Consider the following 14,091-nt stretch of genomic DNA (forward strand, 5'->3'; position numbering starts at 1 on the left):
AATTGTCAGACCTCCTGAGTACGGTCCCGGACATCAACTCCGAATCGGACTCAGGGGGTACGGCAGTGCGCAGGTGGGAGCTCGTCTCCGGCGGCTCGGCGAAGTTCTGGGAGGTCGAGCGGGACGGTGCCGCGGTGACCGTCCGCTTCGGACGGCTCGGCGCCGCCGGCCAGACCCAGACCAAGGAGCTGGCGTCGGCGGAGGCCGCCACGGCGCACGTCGCGAAGCTGGTGGCGGAGAAGGAGAAGAAGGGCTACCGCTCCACGACGGCACCCGCCTCCGGCTCGGCCACCCCCGCCCCCGCGGCTCAGCCTGCGGCCACCCAGTCGGCCGCCGCTTCCGTCGCGACGCAGGCCGCCACGGCACAGCCCACCGCCCAGCCCGGCACCGCCCAGCCCGCCGCTTCCGGCGCCGCGCAGGCGACCACGGCACAGCCCACCGCCCAGCCGGACGCCGCCCAGCCAGGCACCGCTGCTCTCGCGCAGACCACCGCCCAGCCCGCCCCCACGGCACAGCCCGGCGCCACCCAACCGGCCGCCGCCTCCGCGGCTCCCGTCTCCCCGCACCCACCGGTCGTCGACGAAGACACCTGGACCATGCCCAAGGCGTGGCTGCGCGAGGTCGTCCGGCAGCGCGGCTTCGAGCCGCCACCGGTGTTCTCGCTCGACCCCGAACTGGCGGAGACGGGCCGTGGCCGCACGACCAAGCAGGCCGCCACCCTCGACCGCCTGCTCGCCGCGCCGGAGTCCGACCCCGACCTGGTCGCGGCCGCACGCGACCACCTCGCGGGCCGGGCGAACCCCGTCGGCGCGGCCGCGATCGCGGTCATGACGGCCAGGGACGTGGCGACGTTGCACCACTGGATCGCCGACCACGGGCTGGCGTTCGCGGTGACGGCGCTGGTGGAGAGCATCGGCATGTTCGCCGGTGCCAAGTGGCTCCCGCAGACGAGGACCAGCAGCGAACCGCACCTGTACCGCTACGGCGCCGCCGTGGACGTGCGGCAGGACAGCTCGCAGGCCCAGGTGCTCACGGCGGCCCGGTACGCGCTGGCCGTCGCGGACGACGCCGAGCGCGAGCAGGCGGAGACCGCGCTCGGGCAGCTCGACACGCCCGACTCGGCACTGCTGCGGGCGTTCCTGGTGCCGTGGCGGGACGACTGGTTCGACGAGGCCTGTGAGGTGCGGTCCCCGTCGAGCCGGTTCTGGATGCGGGCGTGCAGCGCCAGCACCCCGGAGCAGTTCGACCGGACGCCGTCGTTGATGAACAACGGGGCGGCCGTCCTGTACACCGCGGTGTACGTGCTGGGGCCGGCCGTCGTGCCGTTGCTCGTCAGCGACCTCGACCACTCCTACCAGCTGTCGGACCGGCGCAAGAAGGTGTTGAAGGTGCTCGCCGCGCTGCCGACCGACGAGGCGTTCACAGCCCTGCTCGACCGGCTGAGCACCAAGTACGTGCGGCCGGTGCTGTTGTCGGCGATGGCGGCGTTCCCCGCGCGGGCGGCCCGGCTGCTGGGCGAGCGGGCGGCCAGCGACGCGGACACCCGCCAGTTGCTCAGCGTGCACCTGAAGACGCACCCGCACCTGCCGGCTCCCGAGGGCTTCTCCCCCACCGACGACGACCTGGTGCCGGAGGCCGCCGCGGACGCGTTGCCGCCGGTGCTGGCCACGCCGCCATGGGTGCACCGCAAACCGCCGGTCAAGGCCGTGGTGGTGGCGGACCTGCCGGTGCCGGAGCCGTCGATCGTCTGGCGGCAGGGCGAACGCGAGGAGTGGCTCAACCGCGACTACTGGAACAGCCGCACCTCCTGGCAGGACCTCATGGCGGAGTTCCAGGCCGGCCGCCACGGGTACCGCACGCGTGACCTGTTCGCGGTGGCGCCCGAGGACGAGGTGCGCCACCTGCTGGCCGACTGGCGGCCGCACGTGAGCTGGGGCGCCGACATCACCGGCAAGATGCTGGCGGCCCGGTTCGGGTTCGACGCGTTGCGGCCGTTGTTGCGGATGGTCGAGGCGAGCTCGACCAACGCGGTGGTCGTGCTCCCGTTCGCCACGCCGGAGGTCGCCGCGCTGATGGCGGACTGGTTCGTGCGGCTCAAGCAGGTGCGCAAGGTCGCGCTGGAGTGGCTGGCCCGGCACCGCGAGACGGCCGCGCGGTTCCTGGTCCCCGCCGCACTGGGCAAGCCGGGTGCGCAGCGCCGCAACGCCGAGGCGGCGCTCCGCCAGCTGCACGCGATGGGGGTGGACGTGCTGGCCGCGGCGCCGGAGGCGGCGGTGGATGGGCTGCGCACGCTGCTGTCCGTCGACCCGGTCGACGTGCTGCCCGCGAAGCTGCCGGTGCTCGGCGAGTGGGCCGACACCCGCCTGCTCCCCCAGGTCCTGCTGAGCGACCGCACGTCCGCGCTGTCGCCGGAGGCGGCGAGCTCCCTGCTGATGACCGCCGCGCTGTCCAAGCCCGGCGAGGTCTACGCGGGCCTGCCGCCGGCCCGCGAGGCACTGGACCGCGAGTCGCTGGCGGCGTTCGCGTGGGCGGTCTTCGAGCGCTGGCAGGAGATCGGCGCGCCCTCGAAGGAGGGCTGGGCGCTGAGCGCACTGGGCTGGTTCGGCGACGACACCACCGTCCGCGCGCTGTCCCCGCTGATCCGCAGCTGGCCGGGTGAGAGCCAGCACGCGAAGGCTGTGGCCGCGCTGGACGTGCTCGCCGACATCGGCACCGAGGTCGCCCTCTCGCACCTCAACGGCATCGCGGAGAAGGTCAAGTTCAAAGGCCTCAAGACCCGAGCCCAGGAAAAGGTCTCCCAGATCGCCGCCGAACTGGGCCTGTCCCGCGACCAGCTCGCCGACCGCCTCGTCCCACGCCTCGGACTCGACGACGAGGCATCACTGGTCATCGACTACGGACCGCGCCAGTTCCGCGTCGGCTTCGACGAACAACTCAAACCCTATGTGCTGGACCCGGATGGCAAGCGGCGCAAGGACCTGCCGAAGCCCGGCGCCAAGGACGACCAGGAGCTCGCCCCGGCGGAGCACAAGCGCTACGCGGCGTTGAAGAAGGACGTCCGCACGATCGCGGCCGACCAGATCCACCGCCTCGAACGCGCCATGGTCGACCAGCGCACCTGGACCGCCACCGAGTTCCACACGGTCCTCGCCGCGCACCCGCTGCTGTGGCACATCGTCCGCCGCCTCGTGTGGGTCACGGACTCCGGTCTGTCGTTCCGGCTCGCCGAGGACCGCACCCTCGCCGACTCGAACGACGACGAGCTCACGCTCCCCGAGACGGCGACCGTCCGCGTCGCCCACCCCGTGGAGCTGCGGGACGCGCTGGCCGCGTGGGGCGAGGTGTTCGCGGACTACGAGATCCTCCAGCCGTTCCCCCAGCTGGGCCGCCCGCTGCACGTCCTCCCGGCCGGCGAGAACCTCCTGACCCACCTGAAGAAGTACAGCGCCACGCCGTACCCGGTGGGCAAGATCCTCGGCCTCACCAAGCGGGGCTGGGTCCGCGGCGAACCCCAGGACGCCGGCGTGGAGTGCTGGATCACCCGGCCGTTCCCCGGCGGCGGCGCCCTCGTCGCCTCCCTCGACCCCGGCATCGCGGTCGGCGCGGTCGACGTCTTCCCGGAGATCAAGTTCGACGACCTCTGGTACTCCGCCAACGGCAGGGGCTACTGGTCCGCCAGGGACAACGCCGCGTCCACCCTCGACCTCGACCCGATCACGACCTCCGAACTGCTGTCCGAACTGGAGTCCCTGCAGCCGTGAACCCGACCACGAGGAGTACAGCAGTGCACAGGTGGGAGCTCGTCTCCGGCGGCTCGGCGAAGTTCTGGGAGGTGGCGCAGGACGGCGCCGCCGTGACCGTCCGATTTGGACGGATCGGCACCGCCGGACAGACGCAGACCAAGGAGCTGGCGTCGGCGGAGGCCGCCACGACGCACGTCGCGAAGCTGGTGGCGGAGAAGGAGAAGAAGGGCTACAGCGCCGTCGCCACGACCGCTGCGGCTACCGCTTCCCCGGCCGCCCCCGCACCCGGTCAGCCTTCGGCCGCTGCCCAGTCGGCCACCACCGGCGCGACACCCGCTGCCCAGCCGACCACGGCTGGCGCCACAAACCCGCCCACTGCCCCTGACGAGCAGCCACCAGCCGCCACACCCCCGTCCGGTACCCCAGCGCCGCAGCCACTCGCCCACTCCTCCACACCCGCACCCACCGAGCCGCCAGCCGCCGACACCCCCGCCACCGACCACGCCGCGGCGGTCGTCGACGAGGACGCCTGGGAGATGCCCAAGGCCTGGCTCCGGCACGTCGTGCGCCAGCGCGGTTTCACCCCGCCGCCGGAGTTCATCCTCGACCTCGACCTGGCCGCCGAGGCCCGCAGCCAGGTGACCGTCAACGCCGGTGCGGTCGGACGCGCGCTGACCGCCCAGGGCACGTCCGCCGAGCTCGTCAGCGCCACCAGGGAACACCTGGCCGGACGACCGAACCCCGTCGGCGCGGCGGCGGTCGCGACCATCACCGCGTGCGGCCTGCCGTCGGTGCACGCCTGGATCGCCGACCACGGCGTGGCGTTCGCCGCCGAGGCGGTCGTCGAGTTCATGGGGCTGGCGTACTCGGAGGAGTGGGACAGCGTGCGGTCGAAGCAGACGAACTGCCGTCTGCACCGCGTGACCGACGGCTTCCAGACCGCCCTCGACCGCGTCGAGGGCCGGATGCTCACCGCGGTCCGGTACGCGCTCGCGGTCGCGGACGACGCGGAGCGTGCGGCCGCGGAGACCGCGCTGGAGGAGATGGCCGCGACGGACACGGTGCGGGAGCTGCGGTCCTACCTGCTGCCCGAGCGCTCCGACTGGTTCGCCGAGGTCTGCGCCCTGCCGTACACGTCGAGCAAGTGGTGGATGCTGCCGTGCACGGCGCGCAGCCACGAGGACTTCGTGCGCGCCGATTCGTCGCTGACCAACTCCGCGTTCGTGCTGTACACGGCGGTGTACGTGCTGGGTCCGGCCGTCGCGCCGTTGCTCGCGCAGGAGCTCGACCAGGAGTACGTGTGGGCGGAGGGCGTGAAGCAGGCGGTCAAGGTGCTCGCGGCGCTGCCGGCGGACGAGGCGTTCACGGTCCTGCTCGACCGGCTCGACCGGAAGTACGTGCGGCCGGCGGTGCTGACGGCGATGGCGGCGTTCCCGCGGCGGGCGGCCCGGCTGCTCGGTGAGCGGGTGTCGGGCAATGCGGACGTGCAGCAGCTGCTGAGCGCGCACCTGCGGACGCACCCCACTCTCGACGTGCCGGCCGACGTCCTCGCGGTGCTCGCCGAGTCCGAGGTGGAGAGCTGGCCGGAGGCGGACGTGGACCAGCTGCCGCCGCTGCTGGTGTCACCGCCGTGGCGTGACCGCAGACCGGCCGCGAAGCCCGTGGTGCTGGAGGGCCTCCCGGTGCCCGCCGGGTCGGTGCGGTGGGAGGAGGGCGAACGCGAGCAGTGGCTGGCGTCCGGCCGCGAGTGGATCTCCACCCACCACGACTGGCGCAAGCTCCTCGCCGACTACCGGTCCGGCATCGTCGGCTACCACGACAACGACCTGTTCCTCCTCGCTCCCGAGAACGAGGTGCGGCCGTTGCTGGCGCAGTGGCAGCCGAACTACCACTACGGCGTCGAGGAGTGGGGCAAGCAGCTCGCCGCGCGGTTCGGCGCGGACGCCGTGGCGCCGCTGACGAAGCTCGCGCAGTCCAGTCCGGCACAGGGTGGCGTGGTGCTGCTGCCCTTCGCCACGGCCGAGGTGGCCGCGGTGATGGCCGGCTGGTTCGCGCGGACCAAGCTGCCCCGCCGCTGGGCACTGGCGTGGCTGGCCCGCCACCGCGAGCAGGCCGCGCTGCTGCTCATCCCCGCGGCCGCCGGCAAGCCCGGTGCCGCCCGCCGAGACGCCGAGGCGGCCCTTCGGCACCTGCACGGCCTCGGTGTGGACGTGGCGGGTCTTGCGGCCTCCTGCGGTGCGCAGGCGGCGATCGACGCCGTGCTGGCGGTCAACCCGGTGGACGTGCTGCCCGCGAAGCTGCCGGTGCTCGGCGACTGGGCGGACGTCCGCATGCTGCCGCAGGTCCTGCTCCGCGGCCGCACGCACGCCCTGCCCGCCGAGGCGTCGGCCAGCCTGCTGATGACGGCCGCGTTGTCCAAGCCGGGCGAGGTCTACGCCGGGCTGCCGATCGCCCGAGAGGCGCTCGATCCCGCGTCGCTGGCCGCGTTCGCGTGGGCGGTGTTCGAACAGTGGTACCGGGCGGGCGGGCCGTCGAAGGAGAGCTGGGCGCTGCACGCGCTCGGCTGGTTCGGCGACGACTCCACCGTCCGCAAGCTGTCCCCGCTGATCCGCAGCTGGCCGGGTGAGAGCCAGCACGCCAGGGCGGTGACCGCGCTGGACGTGCTCGCCGACATCGGCACCGAGGTCGCCCTCTCGCACCTCAACGGCATCGCGGAGAAGGTCAAGTTCAAGGGCCTCAAGACCCGAGCCCAGGAAAAGGTCTCGCAGATCGCCGCCGAACTGGGCCTGTCCCGCGACCAGCTCGCCGACCGCCTCGTCCCACGCCTCGGTCTCGACGACGAAGCGTCACTGGTCATCAACTACGGCCCACGCCAGTTCCGCGTCGGCTTCGACGAACAACTCAAGCCCTATGTGCTCGACCCGGACGGCAAGCGGCGCAAGGACCTGCCGAAGCCCGGTGCCAAGGACGACCAGGAGCTCGCCCCGCTGGAGCACAAGCGGTTCACGACGCTCAAGAAGGACGTCCGCACCGTCGCCTCCGACCAGATCCAGCGGCTGGAACGGGCGATGGTCGACCAGCGCGCGTGGACCGAGGAGGAGTTCCGCACGGTGCTGGCCGCGCACCCGCTGCTGTGGCACATCGTCCGCCGGCTGGTGTGGATCACCGACTCCGGGCTGTCGTTCCGGCTGGCCGAGGACCGCACCCTCGCCGACTCGAACGACGGCGAGGTGACCCTGCCGCAGGACGCAACCGTTCGCGTCGCCCACCCGGTCACGCTCGGGGACTCGCTGGCCGCGTGGGGTGAGGTGTTCGCCGACTACGAGATCCTCCAGCCGTTCCCCCAGCTCGGCCGTCCGCTGCACGTGCCGGACCGCGGGGAGGACCTGTTGCCGCGCTTGCGGAAGTACTGCGGCACGTCCCACCCGATCGGCAAGATCCTCGGTCTGACGAAGAAGGGCTGGGTCCGCGGCGAACCGCAGGACGCCGGTGTCGAGTGCTGGATCACCCGGCCGTTCCCCGGCGGCGGCGCCCTCGTCGCCTCCCTCGACCCCGGCATCGCGGTCGGCGCGATGGACGTCTTCCCCGAGGTCGGCTTCTCCGACATGTGGTTCTCGCCCAGCGGCCACGGTGGGTGGTCACCGCCCAAGGACGCACCCGCCACGTACGCGGTCGACCCGATCACGACCTCCGAGATCCTCTCCGAACTGGAGTCCCTGCAGCCATGACCAGCACCCAGACGATGCAGCGCCCGCCGGCCGAGGTCCGCTACGCCGGTGAGCTCGCCCAGCTCCGCGACTCCGACACCGCGCCGCGGCCACCCGGCTGGGCGCTGAGCCTGGAGGCCGCGCGCCGGTTCGTCGTCGGCGACGAGAAACGCGGCATCACCAAGAAGTTCGTGGGTGATCCCTCCCTTGTGGACAGAGCGCTGGTGACGCTGGCGACCAGCCGCGGGCTGATGCTCGTCGGTGAGCCGGGCACGGCCAAGTCGCTGCTGTCCGAGCTGATCGCGGCGGCGGTGTGCGGCGAGTCGACGCTCACGATCCAGGGCGGTGCGGCGACCACCGAGGACCAGATCAAGTACTCGTGGAACTACGCGTTGCTGGTGGCGGAGGGGCCGTCGCCGCGGTCGCTGGTGCCCGCACCGATGCTGCGCGGCATGGCCGAGGGCAAGCTGGTGCGGTTCGAGGAGATCACCCGCTGCCCGCTCGAGGTGCAGGACTGCATGCTGTCGCTGCTGTCGGACCGCGTGATGGCGATCGGCGAGCTCGACGGCCCGGACGGCATGGTGTTCGCGCAGGACGGGTTCAACGTCATCGCGACCGCGAACACGCGCGACCGCGGTGTCAACGAGATGAGCGCGGCGCTGAAGCGGCGGTTCAACTTCGAGACGGTGTTCCCGATCGCCGACTTCGACACCGAGCTGGCGCTGGTCGAGCAGGAGGCCGCGAAGCTGCTGGAGAAGTCCGGCGTCCAGCTGGCGCCGAAGCGGGACGTGCTGGAGGTCCTGGTGCGGACGTTCCGCGACCTGCGCGAGGGCACCGACCGGCTCACCACGGTCATGAGCACCGCGGAGGCGGTGTCGGTGGCGCACGCGGTCGGGCTGCGCGGGTGGTTCCTGCGCGGCGAGCAGGGCACCGCGGCGGATGTGGTCGAGTGCCTGGCGGGCACGGCGGCCAAGGACAACGCCGAGGACCTGGCCCGGCTGCGGCGGTACCTGGAGCAGCACGCGCCGCGCAGGAAGGGCAAGCAGTGGCAGGAGCTGCACCGCGCCCGGCACCTGCTGCCCGGCTGATGGGGGCGGTGTTCGTCGGCGTCCGGCACCACAGTCCCGCCTGTGCCCGGCTGGTCGCCGCCACGATCGAGGAGCAGCAGCCCGCGTACGTGCTGATCGAGGGGCCGGCCGACTTCAACGAGCGCATCGACGAGCTGTTGCTGGGCCACGAGCTGCCGATCGCGTTGTTCAGCTACTCCGACGAGCACGCGTCGTGGGCGCCGTTCTGCGACTACTCGCCGGAGTGGGTGGCGATCGCGGAGGCACGCAGGTGCGGGGCGGAGGTCAGGTTCATCGACCTGCCCGCGTGGCACCGGGCGTTCCACGACGTCAGCAACCGGTACGCGGACGCGGAGCTGCGGTACGCCGAGGTCGTGGAGCGGCTGTGCCGGGAGTTCGCGGTCGACAACGTCGACGTGCTGTGGGACCACCTCTTCGAGTCCGAACCGGACCCTCGGGGGCTGGCCGAGTACTTCGACCTGCTGCGCGGCACGGCCACCGCGGACGAGGGCGACTCGGCGCGGGAGGAGTACATGGCGAGTTGGGTGCGCGCCGCGGTGCACGATGCCGGTGAGCGGCCGGTCGTCGTGGTGACCGGCGGTTTCCACACGCCCGCGCTCAGGGGGATGCTCGACGGCGGCACCGAGTGGCCGGAGGTGCCGGAACGGGAGCGTGGCGCGAGCTACCTCGTGCCGTACTCGCACGCGCGGCTGGACGCGTTCACCGGCTACCAGTCGGGCATGCCGTCGCCCGGCTACTACCAGCAGGTCTGGGAGCAGGGTGCGCAGCGGGCCGCCGACTGGCTGGTCGAGTCGGTGGCGACCCGGTTGCGGCGCAGGCAGCAGCCGGTGTCGACGGCGGACCTGATCGCGGCGCGCACCCAGGCGGGCGCGCTGGCGCGGTTGCGCGGGCACGAGCAGCCGGCGCGCACGGACGTGCTGGACGGCCTGACCAGCGCGCTGATCTCCGAGGACCTGACCCAGCCGCCGCCGTGGACGCGGCGAGGAACGTTGCAGCCGGGCGCGCACCCGGCGCTGGTCGAGATGATCGGTGCGCTGCGCGGTGACCAGGTCGGCCGGCTGCACCCGGACACACCGGCGCCGCCGCTGGTCAACGCGGTGCAGGAGCTGCTGCGGACGCACGGGCTGGACCACGAGGGCAAGGTGGCGCTCGACCTCACGGACCCGAAGGCGCTGGAGCGCAGCCGGGTCCTGCACCGGTTGCGGGTGCTGCGGATCCCCGGTTTCGACCGCACGAGCGGGCCGGACCAGGGCGCGCCGCCGCAGCTCGACGAGCAGTGGGTGCTGCGGCCGGTGGACGGGCGGCTGGCGGCGTTGATCGAGGCCGCCGAGCACGGCGCGACGCTCACGGAGGCGGCCGGGGTGGCGCTCGAACGCCGCGCGCGGCACGCCCAGCTGCAGGAGCTGGCCGGGGTCCTGTTCGACGCGGTGCTGTGCGGGGTGTCCTCGCTGTCCGGCCGGGTCAAGGAGGCGCTCGACGCGGGCGTGCGGGAGACCGGTGACCTCGCCGCTCTGGGTCACGTGCTGAGCGGGGTGCTCGGCCTGTGGCGGCACGACCGGTTGTTCGGCACGGCGAAGGACCCGTTGCTGGGAGCGGTGATCGACAGCGGCACGACCAGGGTGCTGTGGCTGGTCGAGGGTCTGCACGGCGGCCCGGCCCCGGCCGACCCCGATCGGCTGCGGGCGGTGGCGGCGACCAGGGACGCGGTGCTGCACGCGAAGTCCGCGCTGTCGCTGGAGGTCGAGGACGTCACGGGTGTGGCGACGCGGGTGAGCGAGGACGTGCAGGCGCCACCGGACCTGCGGGGTGCGGCGCTCGGGCTGGCGTGGGCGCTGGGTGCGCAGCCGGACGTGCGGAAGGTCAGGAACGTCGCGGCGCTCGGCGACTGGCTCGCCGGGTTGTTCGCGGTGGCGCGCGAGGAGGTGCTGGCGAGCACCGAGCTGGTCGGTGTGCTGGACGAGCTGGTCAGCGCGATGACCGAGGAGGAGTTCCTGGTGGCGCTGCCCGCGTTGCGGCTCGCCTTCGGCTACTTCCCGCCCAGGGAACGGGAGACGATCGCGGCGACCGTGCTCACCCACCGCGGCGCCGGGGGTGACGCGCGGGGCGTGACCCGTCTCGACGCCGAGCCGATGGTCGTGGCGGAGGCGCTGGCGGTGGAACGACGGGTCGACGCGTTGCTGGTGAAGGGCGGACTGGCATGACGGACATGGAGCGCTGGCGGTTGATCCTCGGCGAGCCCTCCGCCCGCAGCACCGGCGGTCTGCGGGGTGAGGCGGCACGCAGGGACGCCGCGCTGGAGTGGCTCTACGGGCGCGATCCGGGGCTGGCCGAACGCGGTGTGCGCAAGGGCGGCAACGAGGACTCGGTGGTGCAGACCGTCGACTGGCTGGACGAGGTGCACAGCCTGTTCCCCAGGGAGACGATCGAGCGGCTGGAACGCGACGCGGTCGAGCGGTACGAGATCACCGATGTCGTGACCGATCCCGATGTGCTGCAACGGATCGAGCCGAACGCGGCGTTGCTGCGCGCGGTGCTGCGGACCAAGCACCTGATGAACCCGGCCGTGCTCGCGATGGCGCGCAAGATCGTCGAGGCGGTCGTGCGGCAGCTGGTGGAGAAGCTCAAGACCGAGGTGCGGCAGGCGTTCAGCGGCACGCGGTCGCGGCGGCCGAGCATCCACCGCAACTCGCGCAACTTCGACTTCCGCGCCACGATCAGGGCGAACCTGCGGCGTTACCGGCCGGAGGAGCGCAAGCTCTCGATCGAACACGCGAAGTTCTTCTCCCGCACCAAGACCCACGTCGAGCAGTGGCAGGTCGTCCTGCTGGTGGACCAGTCCGGGTCGATGACCGGCTCGGTGATCCACTCGGCGGTGACGGCGGCCTGCCTGTGGGGCCTGCCGGGGCTGCGCACGCACCTGGTCGCGTTCGACACGAACGTGGTGGACCTGACCTCGGACGTGACCGACCCGGTGGAGCTGCTGATGAAGGTGCAGCTCGGCGGCGGCACGGACATCGCGAGGGCCGCCGAGTACGGCGCCGGTCTCGTGGACAGCCCGCGCAGGGCGGTCGTCGCGATCATCAGCGACTTCTACGAGGGTGGCAACCCCGATCGCCTGGTCAGGACGGTGAAGGGCCTGTGCGAGCAGGGCACCCACGTGCTGTGCCTGGCCGCGCTCGACGAGCAGGCGAACCCGGACTACGACCGCGTGCTGGGCCAGCGCCTGGCGAACGCGGGCGCCCACGTCGGCGCGATGACCCCTGGCGAGCTCGCGGAATTCGTTGCGGAGAAACTCAGGTGACCAGACCCGACCTGCTCGCGCTCACGCCGGACGCCCTCGCGGCGCTCGCCAACCGCGGCCTGGTGAAGCGCGCGGCCAAGGAGCTCGACGCGGGCGTCCTGCCCGTGCTCGACACCGACCCGGCCGGTGCCGTGCAGGGCAAGTTCCCCGACGGCACGACGACGACCCTGCCCCCGAACACCGCGCTCGACGCGGCATCGTGCAGCTGCGGCGCGGCCGGCGTGTGCCGCCACCGCATCGCCGTTGTCCTGGCGTACCAACGCACCCAGGACGTGGCCGAGCCGGTGGAGCTGTGGTCGCCCGGTGCGGTGACCGACGACGACCTGACGGCGTTGATGGGCGAACGCACGCTGCGCCGTGCCCGCAGGGCGTTTCAGGCCGGCTACCGCGCGAAGCTGCGCCGTCCGACCGCGACCGACCCGACGGCCCAGGCGGAGCTGCCGACGTGCACGGTGACGTTCCTCGTGCCCGGCGACCTGGCTTATGTCCACACCGACGCCGTGCACCGCGAGGAGGCGACGGCACTGGCGGTGTGGGCGTTCCGCGCGGCCGACGCGGCGGGCGCCGACACCGTGGACGTCGGCGGATCCCCCACCACCGCAACGGACCTGACCGCGGTCACCGACCTGCTCGACCAGCTCCTGCTCGACGGCGCCACGAACGCGAGCGAGGTCCTCGACGCCGCCTGGCAGCGCCTGCACCGCGACCTGACCGCCCAGCGCCTGCACTGGCCGGCCGCGGTGATCACCGACCTGCTCGCCCAGCTCGCCGCCTACCGCACCCGCAACGCCGACTACGAGGCCGAGCACTTCGCCGCACTGCTCACCGAACTGCACGCCCGCACCACCGCGACCGGCCCCCGAGCCGAGGTCCTCGGCTTCGACGAACCGGCGGAAACCCCGCTGCGCCGCGTCCGCCTGACGGCCCTGGGCGCCCGCCTGCGCACCGACACCACCGCCGACGTCTACTTCGCCTCGGGCGACGTGGTCCTGGTCCAACGCGACACCCCGCTGCGCACCGCCCAGCGCCTGGCCGCGTCGAACGTCGTCTCCGAGTCGGCCACCCGCAACGCGAGCCGCGCGGTGACCCTGAAGACCAGCCGCATCGCCAAGACCTCACTCACCCCCGTCGGCACCTCCTGGGACGACCTGCCACACCCCCTGGTGGTCGCCGACTACCCCGCGACCGCCGCCCACCTCGCCGACCTCCCACCCCGCCAGGTCCGCGCCCGCGTCGAGGCCGAACTGGTCCGCGCGGTGCGCGTCACCGACGTCTCCGACGTGTCCTACGACCCCGCCGCCCAACGCCTGACAGCCACCCTGCACAACCCGACCGGCACCTGCGCCTTGGAGGCCTCCCACCGCGCCGTGGCACCACACGCCCTCGACGCCTTGGCCACTGCCTTGCGCGCCACCCCGACCACCATCACCGGTTCCGTCCGCAGACACCGCGGCACCCTGGTCGTCGACCCGCTGGCCGTGCACACCGACGCGGGCGTGGTGGTGCTGGACCTGGCCACCGACACCTCCCCGCAACCGCTGCCGCCAGGCGGAGCCGGCGCCGACCCGCTGACCGCGGCGATCGACAGCGCACTGACGGTCCTGGCCGAGGCCGCACACCGCGGCCTGGACCACCTGCCGGCCGGCCTGCTCACCCGCACCCGCGAGGTCGCCGCCCACCTGCACCGCCTCGGCCTGCGCACGGCGGCGACACAGGTCGTTGCGTTCGCCGATGCGCCGGGCACGCAGGCCTGGTTGGGCGCGCATTTGCGGCTGTTGGTGACGGCTGACGCACGCTGACGGCGGGCGGGATGGAGCGGTTCGGCCGGGCCGATCGGCGGGCACAGCGGGCGGCGGCGGAGTGGGTGGTCGGCAGGGCCGAGAGGTCGGCAGGGCCGGGCTGAGCGGCGGAGTGGACGTCGGCAGGGCGGAGTGGGCGTCGGCAGGGCCGAGAGGTCGGCAGGGCCGAGAGGTCGACACGGCCGGGCTGAGCGGCACAGCTGCCCCGGTGTCACGGGCGGACTGGTGGCGGGACCGGGCTGGCGGTACGGCTGGACGGCTGCGTGGTCGGGCTGGTTGTACGGCTGGACAGGGGCGCGGCTGACCGGTGACGCGGTCGGGCAGGTGGCGTGGGCGGACTGGTGCACGAGACCTGGACTTCGGCGGCGAGCAGGCCACGCAGGCACGTGCCCATGGGTGTGCCCAGGGCTTGTAGATGCGCAACCAGGGCTCGTGGGCGGTTGGACGGGGCGC

General features: G+C 73.0%; 6 protein-coding genes. All 6 read left to right on the forward strand.

The window, feature by feature from the left end; translation table 11 throughout:
* Positions 1 to 65: 65 nt before the first annotated feature.
* From ADL03_RS05150 to ADL03_RS05175, 6 genes are read left to right on the forward strand one after another with little or no spacing between them, the layout of a single operon-like run.
* The gene (locus ADL03_RS05150; protein WP_053732201.1) at positions 66 to 3,761 is read left to right on the forward strand and encodes a DUF4132 domain-containing protein; all 3,696 of its coding nucleotides are present in this window, start codon (positions 66 to 68) and stop codon (positions 3,759 to 3,761) included.
* 23 nt (positions 3,762 to 3,784) lie between these two features.
* Positions 3,785 to 7,471 carry a DUF4132 domain-containing protein gene (locus ADL03_RS05155; RefSeq protein WP_053732202.1) on the forward strand — a complete coding sequence of 1,229 codons (3,687 nt, stop codon included), beginning with the start codon at positions 3,785 to 3,787 and terminating at the stop codon, positions 7,469 to 7,471.
* Positions 7,468 to 8,538 carry an AAA family ATPase gene (locus tag ADL03_RS05160; protein WP_053732203.1) on the forward strand — a complete coding sequence of 357 codons (1,071 nt, stop codon included), beginning with the start codon at positions 7,468 to 7,470 and terminating at the stop codon, positions 8,536 to 8,538. The genes ADL03_RS05155 and ADL03_RS05160 overlap by 4 nt, the downstream gene beginning before the upstream one ends.
* Positions 8,538 to 10,739 (forward strand): DUF5682 family protein, encoded by a 2,202-nt coding sequence (locus tag ADL03_RS05165; RefSeq protein ID WP_053732204.1) that lies wholly within the window; start codon positions 8,538 to 8,540, stop codon positions 10,737 to 10,739. Before ADL03_RS05160 ends, ADL03_RS05165 begins: the two co-directional genes overlap by 1 nt.
* Entirely contained in the window at positions 10,736 to 11,839 is a 1,104-nt protein-coding gene (locus ADL03_RS05170) for a VWA domain-containing protein (RefSeq protein ID WP_053732205.1), read from the forward strand. The genes ADL03_RS05165 and ADL03_RS05170 overlap by 4 nt, the downstream gene beginning before the upstream one ends.
* On the forward strand, positions 11,836 to 13,638 hold the full coding sequence (locus ADL03_RS05175; RefSeq protein ID WP_053732206.1) for an SWIM zinc finger family protein: 1,803 nt from the start codon (positions 11,836 to 11,838) through the stop codon (positions 13,636 to 13,638). Before ADL03_RS05170 ends, ADL03_RS05175 begins: the two co-directional genes overlap by 4 nt.
* The last annotated feature ends 453 nt before the right edge of the window (positions 13,639 to 14,091 follow it).

Origin of the sequence: Nocardia sp. NRRL S-836 (assembly GCF_001279525.1) — a bacterium.
In the GTDB taxonomy this organism is placed as follows: Bacteria; Actinomycetota; Actinomycetes; order Mycobacteriales; family Pseudonocardiaceae; genus Lentzea.

Coding starts and splice junctions, on each gene's coding strand:
- ADL03_RS05160 (WP_053732203.1), top strand. CDS start 7,468: ATGACCAGCACCCAGACGATGCAGCGCCCGCCGGCCGAGGTCCGCTAC.
- ADL03_RS05165 (WP_053732204.1), top strand. CDS start 8,538: ATGGGGGCGGTGTTCGTCGGCGTCCGGCACCACAGTCCCGCCTGTGCC.
- ADL03_RS05170 (WP_053732205.1), top strand. CDS start 10,736: ATGACGGACATGGAGCGCTGGCGGTTGATCCTCGGCGAGCCCTCCGCC.